Genomic DNA, 17,828 nt, shown 5'->3' with positions numbered 1-17,828 from the left:
CGCCGATGAATTCCGCTGCACAGGCCGGCGCCACCGCAGTGGTGGCAAAGTCGCGTTGGCGCACGCGGGCGATCATGGTGTCGGTGCCACTGCTGGTGCTGGCCGCTGGCGCATATCTGTGGTGGTCTGGTCAAGGCCAGGTTTCCACCGACAACGCCTATGTGCGGATCGACAAGGTGGCGATTTCCAGCGACGTGACCAGCCGGGTGCGCCGCGTGCTGGTGGCCGAGAACATGCCAGTCAAACGCGGTCAGTTGCTCATCGAACTGGCCGATGATCCGTTCCGCATCGCGCTGGCCCAGGCCGAAGCCCGGCTGGCCGATGCCCGCCTGCAAGTGCGCCAGCTGCAATCGGGCACCGGTGGCAGCGCCGCCGATGTCAGCGAAAAGCGCGAGGCGCTGGCCTTTGCGCTGACGGAACTCGATCGGCAACAAACGTTGATCGACCGCGGCTTTGCCACCCGCGCGCGATTGCAGCAGGCGCAATATGCTGTGGCCAAGGCCCGAGCGGAATTAAATGGCGCGTTGGCCGATGATCGCCGCGCTCGCCAGGCCGCTGGCATCGCCATCACCGAGACCAATCATCCGCTGGTGCTGGCCGCGGCCGCGGCGCGCGACAAGGCGGCGTTCGATCTGTCGCGCACCCGCATCCGCAGCCCGGCGGACGGCATCGCCACCCAGACCAGCCGGCTGCTGCCCGGCCAGGTGATGATACAGGGCGTCGCCAGCCTGTCGGTGATGGTGGCGAACAGCGAATTTGTGGAAGCGAATTTCAAGGAAACCGAACTGGCCGACATGCGCATCGGGCAGCGCGCCGAAGTGCGGCTGGATGCGTTCCCCACGGCCGTGCTGACCGGCCGGGTGGACAGTATCGGCGTGGGCACGGGCAGCGAATTTTCGGTGCTGCCGGCGCAGAATGCCACCGGCAACTGGGTGAAGGTGGTGCAGCGTGTGCCGGTGCGCATCAAGCTGGATGAACGGGCGAAGATGCCACTCCCCATGCCGCTGATCGCCGGCCTATCGGCCGAGGTGAAGGTGATCACCAAGTGAGCAGTGCCGCACCGGCGGTGCCAGAAGCGGTAGGCGTCGGCGCGTCACCGGTCGTCGTCACGATGGTGGTGATGCTGGGCAGCTTCATGACGGTGCTGGATTCCACCATCGCCAATGTCGCGCTGCCGCACATGCAGCCCAGCCTGAATGCCGCGGCCGACAGCATCACCTGGGTGCTGACCAGCTATATCGTCGCCACCGCCATCGCCACGCCAATCACCGGCTGGCTGGCGGCGCGCATCGGCCGGCGCAAATTGTTCCTGTGGAGCGTCGCCATCTTCACCATCGCTTCGCTGGCCTGCGGGCTGGCGGGCAGCCTGTCGGAAATGGTGCTGTACCGCATCATCCAGGGCGCTTCCGGGGCGTTTCTGGCACCGTTGGGCCAAGCCTATGTGCTCGATGCCTGGCCGCCCGCCAAACATGGGCCGGCCATGGCCTGGTGGGGGGTGGGCGTGATGGTCGGGCCGATCCTTGGCCCAGTGGTCGGCGGCTGGCTCACCGACAATTTCGATTGGCGCTGGGTATTCCTGATCAACCTGCCGTTCGGGCTGATCTGCTTCACCACCGCGGCGGCGTGCTTGCCCGAACCCAGGTTGCCGGCGCGGCGCTTCGACATGCTGGGCTTTGCGCTGCTGGCGCTGGGCATGGCGGCGCTGCAACTGGCACTTGATCGTGGCCAGCAACTCGCATGGCTGGAAAGCTGGGAAGTGCGGCTGGAGGCCGGGCTGGCCCTCGCCGCGCTGTGGGCGTTTGGCGTGCACGCGCTGTCGCGCCCCGGTGCCATTGTCGATCGCGAACTGCTCACCAATCGCAACGCGTTGACCGGCATGCTGTTCATCACATTGGTCGGCTTTCTGCTGGTGGCGACCACGGCCCTGCTGCCGACCATGGTGCAGACGCTCTATGGCTATCCGGTGGTGGCGGCCGGCGAGCTGATGATGCCGCGCGGCATCGGCATGATGATCGCCATGATGTCGGCCGGGCAATTGCTGGGGCGCGGTGTCGATCCGCGCGGCATGCTGGCGGTGGGGTTCGTCTCCACCGGCGCGGCGCTGTGGGGGATGAGCCTGTTCTCACCCGACCAGGGCGCCTGGCCGTTCATTGTCACCGGGTTTTTCCAGGGCGCCGGGCTGGGGATGATCTTCGTGCCGCTGAACACCGTGTCCTTTGCCAATATGGCCCCGGCGCTGCGCACCGATGCTGCTGCCATCTTCATGCTGCTGCGAAACATTGGCGGATCGATCGGCATCAGCGTGGCAGTGGCGATGCTGCAACGCCAAACGCAGATTTCGCACGCCGATCTGGGCAGCGGCATCACGCCGTTTTCCCTGCCCTGGGCCGATCCGGCCACATTGGCGGCGGCGGGTGCGGGCGCTGTTGTATCGGTGCTGGATGGCGCAGTGAACCGTCAGGCGCTGATGATCGCCTATCTCGATGTGTTCCGGGCGATGGCGATCATGTCGGTTTCGGTGCTGCCGCTGCTGCTGATCCTGCGGAGCAGCAAGCAATCGGGGAAGCCGTCACCACCGGTGCATCTGGCGGATTGAGGGTCACGGTGGCGTCAGCCCGATCAGGCGCATCACCACGGCTTGGCACAGCATCACCACCAGCCACCACAGCGTGGCATTGCCGACCCGCCCCCAGCGCTGCCCGGCCATCAGCAGCGAGGTGGCCAGCACGGGCGCGACAAATCCCGCCCAGATCACCACCGCCGATCCGATGGTCATCACCCAGATCGGCGCCTTGGGCGGCGCGAGGATCAGCGCGCCGGCCAGAATCGCCCCCAGCCACAGCGCCGCCAGCAGCGCTACGGCCCAAGTGCCGATGCTGCGCGGCCGATCGACGAACTGCGCCAGCAACAGCGCCAGCAATGTCGCGATGCCGATCGGAACGGCGTTGAGCACGATGTAGATCATGGGCGGCAGCTTGCCGGCTTTTGCGCGCCATGCAAGGGGGCCTTTCGCGGGAAGCGCCAAGCCAAGGAGACACGATCATGACCGACCTGCCACCGCTGTTGCTGGGCCGCCTCAACCATGTCGGCATCGCTTGCCCGTCGATCGACGCGGCGGTGGCGATGTATGAGCGGTTGTTCGGGGCCACCCTGTCCACCCCGGCCTTCGATCTGCCGGCGCAGGGCGTGCGGGTGGCGTTCATCGATGTCGCCAACAGCCAGCTGGAGCTGATCGAACCGCTGGGCGATGATTCACCGATCCACGGCTTTCTGAAGAAGAGCCCCAATGGTGGCCAGCATCATGTGTGTTTCGAAGTGGCCGATATCATTGCGGCGCGCGATGCGATGCGGGCGCGGGGAGCCACCGTGCTGGGCACCGGGGAGCCGCGGATGGGCGCGCACGGCGTGCCGGTGATCTTCGTGCACCCGCGCGACACGGGCGGCGTGCTGGTGGAATTGATGCAGGAACCGGATGGCCATCATTGATGCCGTCGCTGCCCCTGCCAAGCGTGGCAGGGGCAGCCCAATCCTCAATCGCGGCGGCTGATCAGCCAGCCGACAACAAAGCCCAGCGCGATGCCGGCGCCGAGCGCGGCAAGCGGCTGCTCCTGCACGGTGGCGCGCACCTTGGCGGTGCCATCTTCGGCGATCTTCTGGGCCTGTTCCTTGACTTCACGCGCCTTTTCCGGGGCGGCATCGGCCAGTTCGCGAGCCTTGGCCGCGGCCTTGTCATAGGCGGTGGTCGCGGCATCGCGCGCGGCATGGATCGCCTTGTCGGCTTGGCTCTTCACGTCATCCTTCAGCTTGGCCAGCTTGCCGGCAGCGTCATGGGCGGCCTGCTCGGCAGATTCGACGGCGTGGTGGACGGCATCGGTGGCAGCCGGAATGATGTCGGACGGTTCGTTGATGTTGGCCATGGGCTATTCCTTTCAGGTGGGACAATGACCAACCCAACATAGTGCGCGCGGTTCCCGATTTGAAGTGTGGGATTCCGCTAAGTCAGTCGTCGGGCGTGACCTTGCCCCGGCCGGCCTTGATTCCTGACCGCACCGCCTTGCCGACCAGCCGCCGTTGTTTCGATCCCAGCGTCGGCCGCGTCGCGCGGCGCTGCACCGGGCGCACCCAGGCTGCCGCCACCAGCGCGGCCAGCCGATCGCGCGCATCCTGGCGATTGCGCACCTGATCACGGAACCGCATCGCGCTGATCATGATGACGCCATCCGACGACGCGCGCCGCCCAGCCAGCCGCAGCAGCCGCAATTTCACCTCTTCGGGCAGGCTGGGCGAATTGACCACATCGAAGCGCAGTTGGACCGCCGAGGAGACTTTGTTGACATTCTGCCCGCCCGGTCCGCTGGCGCGAACGAACGATTCTTCCAGTTCCTCTTCGGGGATATTCGGGGCCATAGTGCGCCCATATCCGAATCGGCCAAGAACTTCCAATTTTGGGGAAACGCGATGATCATCGTCCACCATCTGAACAACAGCCGGTCGCAGCGCATCCTGTGGCTGCTGGAAGAACTGGGGCTGGACTATGAGATCAAGCATTATGCCCGCGATGCCGTGACCAATCTGGCGCCGCCGGAACTGAAGGCTGTGCATCCGCTGGGCAAATCGCCGGTGGTGGCGGAAAACGGCCAGATCATCTTTGAATCGGGTGCGATCACCGATTGGATCATCCGCACCCATGGCGGCGGCCGCCTCGCGCCGCAGCCGGGCACGCCAGCGCACGAAGCCTATCTGATGTGGCTGCATTTTGCCGAAGGTTCGGCGATGACCCCGTTCCTGCTGGCCCTGTACACGGCCCGGCTCGGCGAGGCCGCCGCGCCGCTGCAGCCGCGCATCCAGGAACAGATCGGATCGCATGTTGCCTATGTCAGCCAGTGCCTGGGCAGCAACGACTGGCTGGTGGACAATCAGCTTTCGGGCGCGGACATCATGATGAGCTTCATCGCCGAAATCGCTGCCATGCAGGGACTTGGCGCGCATTTCCCGAACATCTTGGCTTATGCAAAACGCATCCAGGCCCGCCCGGCCTGGCAGGCGGCGGCGGCAAAGACGGAGCCGTACAACTTCCGCTTGCCGGCATAAGGCTCAGGCGCGGCGCCCAGCGAGCAGGTTCAGCCCCAACCCGGCGATGATCAGCGCGGCGGCTGCCAGTTTCCACGGCGGCAAGGCCTCCCCCAGCACCACGGCGGTGGAGGCCATGCCGAACACCGGCACCAGCAGCGACGTGGGTGCCACGCTGGTCGCCGGATAACGCGCCAGCAGCCAGCCCCAGGCGCCATAGCCGAACAGGCTGTTGCCCACCGCCTGCCACGCCACCGCCAGCCAGATGCCGGGGGTTGCCGCGCCGATCGCCATGCGGATCGCCGGCCAGCCTTCGAACCACAGCGCGAGGCCCGCCAGCGGCGGCACCGCGAACAGCGACGACCAGGTGATGAAGCCCAGCATGTCCACCCGGCCGGCGGCGCGCTGGGCCATGTTGCCCAGTGCCCAGCCAAAGGCCGCGCCCAGCACCAGCGCGATGCCGGTGCCGGTCACATCACCGCCGATGTTGGCGCCGATCACTGCCACCCCCGCCAACGCCAGGGCCAGCGCTGCCCATTGCAGCGGTTGCAGCCGCTCGCCACTGAGAACCATGGCCATGGCGATGGTGAACACCACATGGGTTTGCACCAGCAGGCTGGCGAGGCCGGCAGCGATATAGCCATCGATGGCGATGAACATCAGCCCGAACTGCCCCACCCCGATGGCCAGGCCATAAAGCGCGAGGATGCGCCACGACACCGCCGGGCGGCGCACGAACAGGATCAGCGGGAACACCACCGCACCAAAGCGCAGCGCCGCAAACAGCAGCGGCGGCAGGCTGTGCAGCGCCGTGCCGATCACGGCGAAATTGCTGCCCCACACCATCACCACCGCCAGCGCCAGCAACAGCGCACGCGGTGGCATTGCCGCGCCGGTCATGCGGTTTCAGTGGCCCGCGGCGGCCGGGCCAGCAGATGATAGGCCGCCGCCCCGACCGCCATGGCCACCGCGATATTGATCGACAGCGGCAGCGCCGTGCCATCATAGATCGCCGCCGCCGCCGCCGAGGTGAGCGCGCCGATGCCGAAGTTCACGCCGCCCATCAGGCCGGACACCGCGCCGGCCCGGAGCGGATCGACACTGAGCGCCCCGGCCGAGGCATTGGCCGCGATCAGGCCATTGGAACTGAGCGCCACGAACAGCAGCGGGAAGATCACCGGCAACGGCGCCGACGCCAGCGCCGCCAGCAACAGCGCCGTGCCGGCAACGGCCGCCGCCAGGCTGCTGACGGCAAGGATGCGATCCGGGCTGTGCCGGCGCAGCAGGGCGCGATTGACCTGGCTGGCGCCAACGATGCCCACGGCAATCACCGCGAACACCAACCCGAACTGCTGATCGGAAAAGCCCCAGGTGCCCATCACCAGATCGGGCGAGGCAGCGATATAGCTGAACAGGGCGGTGCCATTGGCGGCCCCGACCAACAAATACCCGATCAGCCGGCGCTGCCGCAAAAGATCGCCATAACCGGTGAGCACCGAGCCTTGCCGCGCCGTGGCCGCCGTGGCGGGGCTGCGGCTTTCCTCCAACCGCAACGCCACCGCCAGCGTGACAGCGACGCCGATGCCGACAAACACCAGGAACACCGCGTGCCAGCCGACCGCCGCGGCAATCCAGCCGCCCACGGTGGGCGCCAGCAGCGGCGCGATGGCGAGCACCAGCATCAACAGCGAGAAAATGCGCGCCGAATCGCGCTCGTCATAACGATCACGCACGATGGCACGGCAAGTGACCATCGCGGCACAGCACCCCAGCGCCTGGAAGAACCGCCCCGCCACCAATGCTTCGATGGTTGGTGCCACCGCGCAGGCCAGGCTGGCGAGGATATAGACCGCGCAGCCGATCAATATGGTCGGCCGCCGCCCGATGCGATCCGACAACGGCCCGAAGAACAATTGCCCCACCGCCATGCCGACAAAGAACGTAGAAAGCGTCAGCTGCACCGCCGCCGGCGAACTGCCATAATCGCGCGCAATCGCCGGCAGGGTAGGCAGATACAGATCGATGGTGACGGCGCCAAACGCCGTCAACGATCCCAGCAACAGGATCTCGCCCAGGCCGGGCTGGCGGCCAATGGCCGCAACGGGTGGGGCAGTCGGGGCGTGCACGCGCCGGCTGTAGGCGGGCGGCGGCGCGAAGGAAAGCGCGCGATGCGCGCAGGGTTCAACCGAACGGATTGCGGATGGTCAGCCGGCCATCGATGACAAGGCCATCGGCCATGTCTTCGCTGTAGAAAATGGAGCAGCCGGCCTCAAGTGCGGCGGCAAGGAGCATGGAATCGCAAATCTGCAGTTGATACCGTCGGGCAATCAGCATCCCATTTTCATGTATATCGAGCGTCAACGGCACCGGAGTACGCAACTGTGAACGCAACATCGCCAGCGCTTCTTCAATGGCCTCCCAAGTCAAGCGCATCCGCCGCATCACAACAGTGAATTCATTGAGACTTTGTACGGAAACAACGTTGGCAGCACCGATCAACGCGCGCGCTTGATCGGCTTTTCCGTCGCTTCCCAATGCGTACACCAGAACATTGGTGTCAATGAAGGCCCTCACAGCAGGCGATCAACGCCGTTCATTTCGTCGCGGCTGAGCTTCCAACTGCCATCGGCGGGCAACTGCAGATCATAGGCCTTTAGCCGCGCCATCACTTCAGCGCGGGAAAGCTTGCGGGACAATTGGGCGCGGTGATCGTCCAGCGCCGTCACACTCACCTCATCCCCTTCCTTCAATCCCAATGCACGCGCCACATCAACGGGGATGCGGATGGCGAGGCTGTTGCCCCATTTGGAAACCTGCATGGCGATGGCCTTGATGGATATCTGTACAAGAAATTTGATATCAATTCAGTCGGCGGATATCAACGGAGGATCGACTCTTGCAGCCCTGCCAGTCCGCGAACCAATGAAAAAGGGGCGGGCCCGAAAGCCCACCCCCCCAGCATTCCCCAGCGCCGCAACGGCGCAATCCGCAGGTTCAGGCGCGCACGGCCCCGTCCGCCGCCACGCTGTTGTGGCGCAGCGCCTCCAGCACCGTCTTCACGATGGCGGCGGCATCCAGCCCGGCATCGGCATATTGCTTGGCCGGGTTGTCATGATCCTGGTACAGATCGGGCAGGCGCAGCGTGCGCAGCTTCAGGCCGGCATCGGTGAGGCCTTCATCGCTGGCCATGGTCAGCACATGGCTGCCAAAGCCGCCGATGGCGCCTTCCTCGATGGTGATCAGCACATCGTGGGTGGCGGCCAGCTTGCGGATCAGCGCCATGTCCAGCGGCTTGGCAAAACGCATGTCGGCGACCGTGGTCGAAAGCCCGCGCGCATCGAGATCGTCGGCGGCCTTCAGGGCTTCGGCCAGGCGGGTGCCCAGCGACAGGATGGCCACCTTGTGGCCGGTGCGCACAAGCCGACCCTTGCCGATTTCCATGCGCGTGCGCGCCTCGGGGATGGCGACGCCGGTGCCTTCGCCGCGCGGATAGCGCAGCGCGATCGGGCCCTCATCATGGAGGGCGGCGGTGTGCACCATGTCGGCCAGTTCGGCTTCGTCGCTGGCCGCCATCACCACCATGTTGGGCAGGGTGGCGAGATAGGCGATGTCGAACGAACCGGCGTGGGTGGCGCCATCGGCCCCGACCAGGCCGGCGCGATCAATGGCAAAACGCACCGGCAGATTTTGCAGCGCCACATCATGCACCACCTGATCATAGGCGCGTTGCAGGAAGGTGGAATAAATCGCGCAGAACGGCCGCATGCCCTGCGCCGCCAGGCCGGCAGCGAAGGTGACCGCATGTTGTTCGGCGATGCCGACATCGAAGGTGCGATCCGGGAAGGCCTTGTTGAAGCGATCGACGCCGGTGCCCGATGGCATGGCGGCGGTGATGGCGACGATCTTCGGATCGCGCTTGGCTTCCTCGATCAGCATGTCGCCAAAGACATTCTGATAGGCCGGAGCCTTGGGCTGTGGCTTGAACTGGGTGCCCGACACCACATCGAATTTCACCACGCCATGATATTTGTCGGCGCTGGCTTCGGCCGGGGCATAGCCCTTGCCCTTTTGGGTCACAACATGGATCAGCATCGGGCCTTCGGCGGCATCGCGGACATTTTCCAGAACCGGCAGCAGATGTTCGAGATTATGGCCGTCGATCGGGCCGACATAATAAAAGCCGAGCTCTTCAAACAATGTGCCGCCGCCCTGGGCGAGGCCGCGGGCATATTCATCGACGCGCGCGGCGGCCTTCTGCAGCGGCGGCGGCAGCACCCGGCCAGACACCTGCTTCAGATATTCGCGCAATTCCAGGAACTTGCGGCTGGAAAGCAGGCGCGACAGATAGGATGACAGCGCGCCCACCGGCGGCGCGATCGACATGTCGTTGTCGTTCAGGATCACCACCAGCCGGTTGCCGGCCTGCCGGGCATTGTTCATCGCTTCATAGGCCATGCCGGCCGACATCGAACCATCGCCGATCACCGCGATGCCCTTGCCCGGCTTGCCCTGCAATTTGTTGGCAATGGCAAAGCCCAGCGCCGCCGAGATCGACGTGCTGCTGTGCGCGGCGCCGAACGGATCATATTCGCTCTCGCTGCGCTTGGTGAAGCCGGACAGGCCGCCGGGCTGGCGCAGGGTGCGGATGCGATCCCGCCGGCCGGTGATGATCTTGTGCGGATAGGCCTGGTGGCCGACATCCCACACCAATTTGTCATCGGGCGTGTTGAACACATAGTGCAGCGCGACGGTGAGCTCGACCACGCCGAGGCCGGAACCCAGATGGCCGCCCGTGTAGGACACAGCGTGGATCATTTCCTGCCGCAGTTCATCGGCCAGCTGCCGCAATTGCCCGGGCTCCAGCTTGCGCAGGTCGGCCGGCACCTGAACAGTATCAAGCAGCGGGGTTTCAAGCATCATCGAGACGGCTCGCTTGGCGAAAGGTTAAGCCGCTGCCTTTAGCGGACTGGCAGCGACCTGTCATCAAAACTGTCATGAACATGCGGCGCACAGCCCGCGCACTTCGATCACCGGGCGCACCGGGCGGAAGCCGGCGGCGCTGGCGGCGGCGCGCACTTCGCCGGTGATGCGATCATCATCGATATGGGTGGCGCGGCCGCAGCGGTCACACACCAGAAAGATGCAATCATGCGGGCAATCGGGGTGGACATTGGCGATGAAGGCATTGGCGCTTTCGACGCGCGACGCGACATTGTTGGCCACGAACAGATCGAGGATGCGATAGACGCTGTTGGCCGCCACCCGCCGGCCGGTGGTCGCCGAAACCGCATCGGTGACATCATAGGCGGAAACCGGGCGATCAAATCCGGCCAGGGCGCCGAACACAGTGGCCCGCAGCGGCGTCCATTGTTCGCCGGCATCGATCAGGCGCGCCCGGGCGGCCGTGGCCAGATCGGCGCGGTTATCATGCTGGCCATGGGCGTGGACAATGGACATGGCGGCAATATCGGCAGTCAGCCGGGGTATGGCAAGCGCCAGCACGCCGCGCGGCAACATCGGCGCTTCAGGCGATCTGCAAGGCCCGCAAATTGCGCCAGTGCGCCAGCGCCAACAATGACACGCCGGCCATCGAAACCAGCATCTCTGTCAGATCGCCATGCTCCACCGCCAGCGAGCCGGCCATCACCATCAGGCCGGCCAGGCCGACGCCGGCAATCCAGCCGCGGCCATGGATGCGCCAGCCGCGCCACAGTGCCACCGCCGCCAGCGGCAACGCCAGCGCGAGGCCAACGACATGGACACGATGATCGAGCAGGTCACCACTGAGCGCAAACAGCGACAACAGCAGGACACCGGCCATGCAATGAAGCAGGCACAAGCCAGACAGGCCAATGGCGAGTCGATCGAGCAGGCTGTTGACAGGCCGGGACATATGATCGTGTTACATTATTACATACGTCAGCACAACTGGATTCTCCGACGCATTCCGGCAGCCGACTTGGCGGGCAGGCAGCGCGCCGCTATCAGCTTGATGATGCGTCTGCCTGTCTCCCTTGTCCTGCTCAGCCTGCTGCTGGCTGCCCCGGCTGTTGCACATGATTTCTGGATCCATCTGCCGCGCCACCGGCTGGCTGCCCCGGCGGAGATCGAGGCGCGCTTCGTCATCGGCGATCCGGCCGCCGCAGAGCCGTGGGAAACCAATTGGCAACGCATTGTCGCGCTGCGCCGCCATGGCCCGGATGGCGTGCATGATCTGCTGGCCGCCGTGCGCCTGAGCACGGCAACAGCGCCGGGCGGCGCAGCCCTGCCGCTGGCCGGGGCGGCGCGCGGCACCCACGTCATCGCCTTTGAAAGCAATCATGCTGCCATCGAGCTGCCGGCCGGCGAGTTCACCACTTATGCCGTGGACGAAGGCCTGGCGCTGCCGCTGGCGCTGCGCAAGCAGGCCGGCACCGAAGCCGCGCCCGGCCGGGAGATTTATTCCCGCCGCGCCAAGGCGCTGATCCAGATCGGCGCCACGCCGACCGCAGACGCCATCCGGCCCGTCGGCCACACGCTGGAGATCGTGCCGCTGGCCAATCCCTATGCCCTGCCCGCCGGCAAGCCGCTGGTGGTGCGCATACATTATCACGGGCTGCCGCTGGCCGGCGCCACCGTATCGCTGGAAAGCCTCGACAATCCGCGCCTGCCCGGAACGGCCTTGATCACCAACGCGCAGGGCGAGGCCAGTTTCCCGATCGACAAGACCGGCCGCTGGAAGCTCAATTGCGTGTGGAGCGCGCCGATCACCGACCCGCGCGCCGATTATGAAACGATTTTTTCCAGCCTGACCTTCGGCTATTGAGCCTGTGAACGGAGACAAACTGATGCGCCTTGCTGTTGCCCTGTTGCTTGCCGGCGTCGCCGCGCCCGCGCTTGCCGAACCCGATCTGGCGATGGTCGCCCGCATCACCGATGAAGCGATGAACCATGGTGAAGTGGTCGAAACGGCGGCGTATCTGACCGATCGCATCGGGCCGCGCATGACCAATTCGCCCGGCATGCGCGCTGCGGAGCGCTGGACGCAGGAGAAGTTCAAGGCCTGGGGCCTGACCAATGTGCACACCGAAGGCTTTGATTTCGGCCGCGGCTGGAGCATCGACAGCGCCAGCGTGACGATGCAGTCGCCGCGCCGCATGAGCCTGCGCACCCTGCCGGTGGCCTGGACTCCCGCCACGCCAGCAGGCGGCATCACCGCGCCGGTTGTGGTGGCACCGATGAGCAAGCCGCGCCACTTCGCCGACTGGGTCGGCAAGCTGAAGGGCAAGATCGTCGCCATCAGCTATCCGCGCCCCCCCCGCGATGCCGACAAGCCGGCATTCGAGCGGCTCGATGCCGAAGCCATCGGCAAGCTGGACGAATATGAGCAGCCGGTGACCGGGCCCGATGCCGGCGACGGCTGGCTGAAATATCTGCAGTTCGGCAAGCAGCTTGATGAATTTCTGGCCAAGGAAGGCGCGCTGGGCTGGGTGCGCATGAGCTATAGAGACAATGGCCTGCTGCACGGCGAAGGCTATCAGCACCGCGACACGCCCAAATTGCCGGGGCTGGAACTGACCGCCGAGGATTACCGCCGGCTGGTACGCCTGTCGGCCGGCGGCGAAGTGGTGCTGACCATCAATTCGCAGGTCAAATTCGATGACAGCGATCCCAACGGCTATAATGTGCTGGCCGATATTGCTGGCAGCGACGCCAAGGCCGGCTATGTCATGGCCGGCGCGCATCTGGACAGCTGGGTCGCGGCCGATGGCGCCGCCGACAATGGCGCTGGATCAGCAATCATCATGGAAGCCGCGCGCATCCTCAGCGCCCTGAAGGTCAAGCCCAAGCGCACCATCCGCTTTGCCTTGTGGTCAGGCGAGGAGCAGGGGCTTTACGGCTCGGCCAATTATATCGAGCGGCATTTCGCCAGCCGCCCGGCCAATCCCGATCCGGTGAAGGCCAAGCTCAGCTATGATTTCAAGCTGAACCAGTTCCCGATCGAGAAGAAGGCCGATTACAATCTGCTCGCCGGCTATTTCAACATCGACAATGGCGGCGGCAAGCTGCGCGGCATCCATGCCGAAGGCAATTTCGCTGCCGTGCCGGTGCTGCAGGGCCTGTTGTCACCCTTTGGCAGCATGGGCGCCGGTGCGGTGGTCGCCAGCCCGACCGGCGGCACCGATCATGAATTCATGTCGGCCATCGGCCTGCCGGCGTTCCAGTTCATCCAGGACCCGCTGGATTATGAAACCACCGTGCACCACAGCAGCGTCGATACGTTCGACCATCTGCGCCCCGAAGATCTGCGCCAGTCGGCGGTGATCCTCGCCTCGGTGCTGTGGGAAACCGCCAACGCCGAAAAACCGCTGCCGGCGCGGCCGCTGCCCACCAACCCGCGCCTGACCGACCCGTTCCACGTGGCTGATCCTGACAAGAAGGACTGACGCACCCGCTTTCGTGGGTTAGGAATTGGGCTTAGGGGGTTGCCATGGCCACTGCTGCTGCAACCCCCCTGCCTACCCGCGCGCGCGCGCAACCGCGCGCCATTGCCGCCTGGCTGCTTGGCGTCGCGGCGCTGGTGTTTGCCATGGTCGTGGTCGGCGGCATCACCCGGCTGACCGAATCCGGCCTGTCGATCACGCGCTGGGATGTGGTGTCGGGGACGCTGCCGCCGCTGAGCGAGGCCGAATGGCAGGCGCAATTCGCGCTGTATCAGCACTCCAGCCAGTATCAGTTGATGAACCAGGGCATGAGCCTTTCGGCGTTCAAGGGCATTTTCTTCTGGGAATATCTGCACCGCTTGCTGGGCCGGCTGATCGGCTTGGCCTTTGCGCTGCCGCTGGCCTGGTTCTGGATCGCGGGGCGGGTTCCGCAGGGGTATAAATTGCGCCTGCTGGCCCTGTTCGCGCTGGGCGGCCTGCAGGGCGCCATCGGCTGGTGGATGGTGGCCTCCGGGCTGGTCGATCGCACCGAGGTGGCGCCGGAACGGCTGGCCATCCATTTGTCGAACGCGCTGATCATCATGGCGGGCTGCATCTGGACCGCGCTCGATCTGCGGGATGGTGATGCGCCGCGCCCCAAATCGCTCAATCCTCGCCCCAGCGCATGGGTGTGGCCGCTGACGGCGTTGCTGGCGGTGCAGATTGTCTGGGGCGCCTTCACCGCCGGGCTGCGCGCCGGCCACGCGTCGGACACCTGGCCGTTGATGTTCGGCCAGTTGGTGCCCGACGGCCTGTTTGCCCGCGCTGCCGATCTGGTGAGCGATCCGATCACTGTGCAATTCGTGCACCGCAGCCTGGCCTGGGCCGTGGCCGCTGCCGTGCTGCTGGTGGCGTGGCGCCTGTGGCGCGCCGGGGCGGGCGTGCGCGCGCTGGCGCTGGGCTTGCTGGTGCTGGTGCAATTCGCGCTCGGCGTCGCGGTGATCATTGGCCATGTGCCGATCCCGCTGGGCGTGGCCCACCAGGGCGTGGCAGCCTTGCTGGTCGCGGCGACAAGCTGGGCTGCGCACTGGTCGCAGAGGGGACGCGCATGACGGCGAAGAACGTCCTGGGTGGCCCGTTGGCGTTGTGCTCGGCCGATCCGATGACGGGCTGGCAGCGCGACGGCTGCTGCAACACCGATGCGCACGACCATGGCCTGCACACGGTATGCGCCGAGGTGACCGAGGAGTTTCTGGCCTTCAGCCAATCCGCCGGCAATGATCTGTCGACGCCGCGGCCCGAATATGGCTTTCCCGGCCTCAAGCCCGGCGATCGCTGGTGCCTATGCGCCGGCCGCTGGGAAGAAGCCCGCCGTGCCGGCTTCGCGCCGGAGGTGGTGCTGGAAGCCTGCCACGAGAAAACGCTTGAGGTGACCTTGCTCGGCCATTTGCAGGCCCATGCGGTGCAGCCCTGATTGCCAGCTGGGATGGCGCGGATTTCACCGGTGCCAAGCTGGCCTGTCTGCTTGATGGCGGCATCCTTACTTATCGCCGCGACGACAAGCCCGGCATCCCGTGGCCCGGCCTGATCGATCTGCCTGGCGGCGGCCGCGAAGGTCGCGAGAGCCCGGCGCAATGCGCCCTGCGCGAACTGCACGAGGAATTCGGCCTGACCCTCCCCGAAAACCGAATCATCTGGGCGCAGGCGTTCCCGTCCATGCACCCGCCCGGCCGGACCGGCTGGTTGCTCGCGGTTCAGCTGGACGCGTCAGAACTGGCCGCCATCCGCTTCGGCGACGAAGGCCGCGATCCGCAATTGCTTGAAATCGGCGCGTTTCTGGCCGCACCGGATGCGGTCGCACCCTTGCAGGATCGGGTGCGCCGGCTGTTCGACGACCAGGTCCGCCAAGCGGTGTCTTGATACCACACCGGAAAAACGTCGCTTTTTCCTTGATCTGCCGGGCTTGTTGCACAATAGCCAGCGCCAACGCCGGGGCCTTGTCGCCCCGGCCGTTTCGTTTGCAACAATGGAATCCATGCCATGCTCACCCGGATCACCGACTCGGCCAAGCCCGCCGAAGTCGAAAAAAAATGGCTGCTGATCGATGCCGAAGGCCTCGTGGTCGGCCGCCTGGCCACCATCATCGCCAATCGCCTGCGCGGCAAGCACAAGGCCAGCTACACCCCGCACGTCGATTGCGGTGACAATGTCATCGTCATCAACGCCGAAAAGGTCCGCTTCACCGGCAACAAGGCGACCGACAAGGTCTATTATCGCCACACCGGCCACCCCGGCGGCATCAAGGAAACGACCCCGGCCAAGGTGCTGGAAGGCCGTTTCCCGGAACGCGTGCTGATCAAGGCGGTGGAACGCATGGTGCCGCGCGGCCCGCTGGGCCGCCAGCAGATGCGCAACCTGCGCGTCTTTGCCGGCACCGAGCATCCGCACGTGGCGCAAAGCCCCGAGGTTCTGGATGTGAAGTCCATGAACCGCAAGAACACCACGATCGCTGGTTGAGGAACTGACAGATGAACGACAATCGCCAGTCTTTTGCCGATCTCGCCGGCCTTGACGCCGATGCGCCCGTGAACACCGCCCACACCGGTGGCGGCGGCCCGCCGGCGCCGCTGCGGGAACAGGAAATCGATGCGCAGGGCCGCGCCTATGCCACCGGCAAGCGCAAGAACGCCATTGCCCGCGTCTGGCTGAAGCCCGGCACCGGCAAGATCACCGTCAACGGCCGCGACCAGACCGTCTATTTCGCCCGGCCCAGCTTGCGCCTGGTGATCAACCAGCCGTTCGATGTGGCCGAACGCCGCGATCAATATGATGTGGTGGCCACCGTGGTCGGCGGCGGCCTGTCCGGCCAGGCCGGCGCGGTGAAGCACGGCATCGCCCAGGCGCTGACGAAGTATGAACCGATCCTGCGCACCCCGGTGAAGCAGGCCGGTTTCCTGACACGCGATCCGCGCGTTGTGGAACGCAAGAAGTACGGCAAGGCCAAGGCCCGCCGCAGCTTCCAGTTCAGCAAGCGCTGATCCGGATTGCTGTTTTGCCGCTGCATCGCGCAGCGCGGACAGCTTGGCAGCTGCAAAAATTGGCGCCGCGCGGTTGGACCGCGCGGCGCCATTTTTCATGAAAAATCAGGCAAGGATTTGCGTCAGCACCGCTGACATAGTTACTGAGTCATTAACATAAATACCCTGTTAACCTTTCCTTAAGCCATTGAAAAAAAACGGACTTGACCGCCACTTTGGTAGATGGCTACACGTATCTTCACTTCGGATCGAACACGGTCCAAGGGGTCAAGATGATTAAACCACTAGTGGCATTCGGGTTGGCGTTGGGATTGGCCAGCAGTGCGTCGGCTGTGATCATGCCGAACGCGCTGCGCAACAACACACCTGGTACCGGTAATCTCGCTGATTTCCGCAGCGATCAGCGCTATGAATATTGGGATACCGACGGCACTGCCACGACGGCCATACTCAGCAACGGTCAGCAGGCCGGTTTTCTTGCCAGACGCTATAATCTGGCTCCGGTTGAACCGCCTGGCGCGGCAACATCAAATATCGTGTCCCCGCAACTGGAGCGTGCCGTCGTCGAGTTCCGTAGCGGATCTGACACCCAAGGTACCGATAATCGTACCTATGGCGTGCACACACCGAATGACTCGACCGGCCTGCCGGCAATCCTTGGCGGTGGCGGCGTTTACAGTCCGCTCAACAAGTCCACGACCCTCAACGCTGATAGCAGCACGGTGAGTACCGACAACCAGATCAACGTGCCCTGGGCGAATTTCCTGCAATCGAACGGCGCCGACCAGGTGAACATGCCGTCGCCAGTAGTGTTTTCGATCTCGCGGGTCGATTCGACCCTGACTGTGAAAATCGGCGACCAAAGCAGCAATTCTCCGTGGGACCATATCTGGTCTGCTACCAGCATCGGTTTCACTGAAATCAACGGCATCCAGTTGCGCTTGTCGGCCGGCGGTGCCAGCGCTTGGCGCGTCACCGATTTGCGGTTCAACGGCGATCTGCTGAATTCAACGGTCGGCAGCGGGCCAACAAGCATCTATCAGGCCGACACGCTGGATAGCACCGCAGCGTTCGCCGAGCGTGAAATTTTTCTGTGGGACAAGGTCGCCGGTGATTTTTCCCTGACCGGCAACCTCTTCCTTGGCTGGACAGAGGATAGCCTGCGGCCGACCAATTCGACCGCCAATCTTCAGTTCAAGCTGCTCAGCCTGCCTGCGCTTGCGCCGATACCCGAGCCGGCATCATGGGCCATGCTGATCGCCGGCTTCGGCCTGGTCGGGGCAACGCTGCGCCGCCGCCGCGCCGTGGCGGCCTGATC

At 65.1% G+C, this 17,828-nt stretch carries 21 protein-coding genes and 1 pseudogene; 12 read left to right on the top strand and 10 right to left on the bottom strand.

Annotation, left to right across the window (positions count from 1 at the left end):
• The first annotated feature begins 5 nt into the window (after window positions 1-5).
• Window positions 6-1,049: an HlyD family secretion protein gene (locus tag AC6UUM_RS05490; RefSeq protein WP_500804330.1), complete on the top strand. Its 1,044-nt coding sequence runs from the start codon at window positions 6-8 to the stop codon at window positions 1,047-1,049.
• Window positions 1,046-2,596, top strand: a complete 1,551-nt coding sequence (locus AC6UUM_RS05485; RefSeq protein ID WP_500804329.1) for an MDR family MFS transporter — start codon at window positions 1,046-1,048, stop codon at window positions 2,594-2,596. The genes AC6UUM_RS05490 and AC6UUM_RS05485 overlap by 4 nt, the downstream gene beginning before the upstream one ends.
• A gap of 3 nt (window positions 2,597-2,599) precedes the next feature.
• On the opposite strand, the gene AC6UUM_RS05480 is transcribed toward AC6UUM_RS05485, so the two are convergent.
• The gene (locus AC6UUM_RS05480) at window positions 2,600-2,965 is read right to left on the bottom strand and encodes a hypothetical protein (protein ID WP_500804328.1); all 366 of its coding nucleotides are present in this window, start codon (window positions 2,963-2,965) and stop codon (window positions 2,600-2,602) included.
• A gap of 77 nt (window positions 2,966-3,042) precedes the next feature.
• Here AC6UUM_RS05480 and mce point away from each other — a divergent pair, with 77 nt between their 5' ends.
• Window positions 3,043-3,486, top strand: a complete 444-nt coding sequence (mce, locus tag AC6UUM_RS05475) for a methylmalonyl-CoA epimerase (RefSeq protein WP_500804327.1) — start codon at window positions 3,043-3,045, stop codon at window positions 3,484-3,486.
• A 44-nt stretch (window positions 3,487-3,530) separates the two neighbouring features.
• On the opposite strand, the gene AC6UUM_RS05470 is transcribed toward mce, so the two are convergent.
• Entirely contained in the window at window positions 3,531-3,917 is a 387-nt protein-coding gene (locus AC6UUM_RS05470; RefSeq protein WP_500804326.1) for an ElaB/YgaM/YqjD family protein, read from the bottom strand.
• 82 nt (window positions 3,918-3,999) lie between these two features.
• Complete coding sequence (gene arfB / locus AC6UUM_RS05465) at window positions 4,000-4,407, bottom strand: alternative ribosome rescue aminoacyl-tRNA hydrolase ArfB (RefSeq protein WP_500804325.1); 408 nt, start codon at window positions 4,405-4,407, stop codon at window positions 4,000-4,002.
• 51 nt (window positions 4,408-4,458) lie between these two features.
• Here arfB and AC6UUM_RS05460 point away from each other — a divergent pair, with 51 nt between their 5' ends.
• Complete coding sequence (locus AC6UUM_RS05460) at window positions 4,459-5,091, top strand: glutathione S-transferase family protein (RefSeq protein ID WP_500804324.1); 633 nt, start codon at window positions 4,459-4,461, stop codon at window positions 5,089-5,091.
• Between the two features lie 3 nt (window positions 5,092-5,094).
• Here AC6UUM_RS05460 and AC6UUM_RS05455 read toward each other — a convergent pair whose 3' ends face one another.
• From AC6UUM_RS05455 to AC6UUM_RS05425, 7 genes are all read right to left on the bottom strand, one after another.
• On the bottom strand, window positions 5,095-5,970 hold the full coding sequence (locus AC6UUM_RS05455; RefSeq protein ID WP_500804323.1) for an EamA family transporter: 876 nt from the start codon (window positions 5,968-5,970) through the stop codon (window positions 5,095-5,097).
• Window positions 5,967-7,196 (bottom strand): multidrug effflux MFS transporter, encoded by a 1,230-nt coding sequence (locus AC6UUM_RS05450; RefSeq protein WP_500804322.1) that lies wholly within the window; start codon window positions 7,194-7,196, stop codon window positions 5,967-5,969. Before AC6UUM_RS05450 ends, AC6UUM_RS05455 begins: the two co-directional genes overlap by 4 nt.
• A gap of 55 nt (window positions 7,197-7,251) precedes the next feature.
• Window positions 7,252-7,644, bottom strand: a complete 393-nt coding sequence (locus AC6UUM_RS05445; RefSeq protein WP_500804321.1) for a PIN domain-containing protein — start codon at window positions 7,642-7,644, stop codon at window positions 7,252-7,254.
• Window positions 7,641-7,889 (bottom strand): AbrB/MazE/SpoVT family DNA-binding domain-containing protein, encoded by a 249-nt coding sequence (locus AC6UUM_RS05440; protein WP_500804320.1) that lies wholly within the window; start codon window positions 7,887-7,889, stop codon window positions 7,641-7,643. Before AC6UUM_RS05440 ends, AC6UUM_RS05445 begins: the two co-directional genes overlap by 4 nt.
• Window positions 7,890-8,064: 175 nt before the next feature.
• Window positions 8,065-9,990: a 1-deoxy-D-xylulose-5-phosphate synthase gene (dxs, locus tag AC6UUM_RS05435; RefSeq protein WP_500804319.1), complete on the bottom strand. Its 1,926-nt coding sequence runs from the start codon at window positions 9,988-9,990 to the stop codon at window positions 8,065-8,067.
• 72 nt (window positions 9,991-10,062) lie between these two features.
• Complete coding sequence (locus tag AC6UUM_RS05430) at window positions 10,063-10,527, bottom strand: Fur family transcriptional regulator (protein ID WP_500804318.1); 465 nt, start codon at window positions 10,525-10,527, stop codon at window positions 10,063-10,065.
• Window positions 10,528-10,594: 67 nt separating this feature from the next.
• Entirely contained in the window at window positions 10,595-10,963 is a 369-nt protein-coding gene (locus AC6UUM_RS05425) for a MerC domain-containing protein (RefSeq protein ID WP_500804317.1), read from the bottom strand.
• 99 nt (window positions 10,964-11,062) lie between these two features.
• On the opposite strand from AC6UUM_RS05425, the gene AC6UUM_RS05420 reads away from it, so the two are divergent.
• From AC6UUM_RS05420 to AC6UUM_RS05385, 8 genes and pseudogenes are all read left to right on the top strand, one after another.
• A complete protein-coding gene (locus AC6UUM_RS05420; protein ID WP_500804316.1) occupies window positions 11,063-11,875 on the top strand; it encodes a DUF4198 domain-containing protein in 813 nt (270 codons plus the stop codon).
• A gap of 22 nt (window positions 11,876-11,897) precedes the next feature.
• The gene (locus tag AC6UUM_RS05415; protein ID WP_500804315.1) at window positions 11,898-13,496 is read left to right on the top strand and encodes a M20/M25/M40 family metallo-hydrolase; all 1,599 of its coding nucleotides are present in this window, start codon (window positions 11,898-11,900) and stop codon (window positions 13,494-13,496) included.
• Window positions 13,497-13,540: 44 nt separating this feature from the next.
• Window positions 13,541-14,584: a COX15/CtaA family protein gene (locus tag AC6UUM_RS05410; protein ID WP_500804314.1), complete on the top strand. Its 1,044-nt coding sequence runs from the start codon at window positions 13,541-13,543 to the stop codon at window positions 14,582-14,584.
• Window positions 14,581-14,946, top strand: coding sequence for a DUF2237 family protein (locus AC6UUM_RS05405; protein WP_500804313.1), 366 nt, complete (start codon window positions 14,581-14,583; stop codon window positions 14,944-14,946). The genes AC6UUM_RS05410 and AC6UUM_RS05405 overlap by 4 nt, the downstream gene beginning before the upstream one ends.
• A complete protein-coding gene (locus AC6UUM_RS05400) occupies window positions 14,943-15,392 on the top strand; it encodes an NUDIX hydrolase (protein WP_500804913.1) in 450 nt (149 codons plus the stop codon). The genes AC6UUM_RS05405 and AC6UUM_RS05400 overlap by 4 nt, the downstream gene beginning before the upstream one ends.
• 120 nt (window positions 15,393-15,512) lie before the next feature.
• The gene (gene rplM, locus AC6UUM_RS05395) at window positions 15,513-15,989 is read left to right on the top strand and encodes a 50S ribosomal protein L13 (RefSeq protein ID WP_353199675.1); all 477 of its coding nucleotides are present in this window, start codon (window positions 15,513-15,515) and stop codon (window positions 15,987-15,989) included.
• 11 nt (window positions 15,990-16,000) lie between these two features.
• A complete protein-coding gene (gene rpsI / locus AC6UUM_RS05390) occupies window positions 16,001-16,510 on the top strand; it encodes a 30S ribosomal protein S9 (RefSeq protein ID WP_500804312.1) in 510 nt (169 codons plus the stop codon).
• 1,220 nt (window positions 16,511-17,730) lie between these two features.
• A pseudogene (locus AC6UUM_RS05385) lies at window positions 17,731-17,826 on the top strand (PEPxxWA-CTERM sorting domain-containing protein); the annotation flags it as partial.
• Window positions 17,827-17,828: the final 2 nt, after the last annotated feature.

The sequence above is a fragment of the Sandarakinorhabdus sp. genome, assembly GCF_987265915.1.
This window is presented reverse-complemented; position numbering and strand designations above follow the sequence as displayed.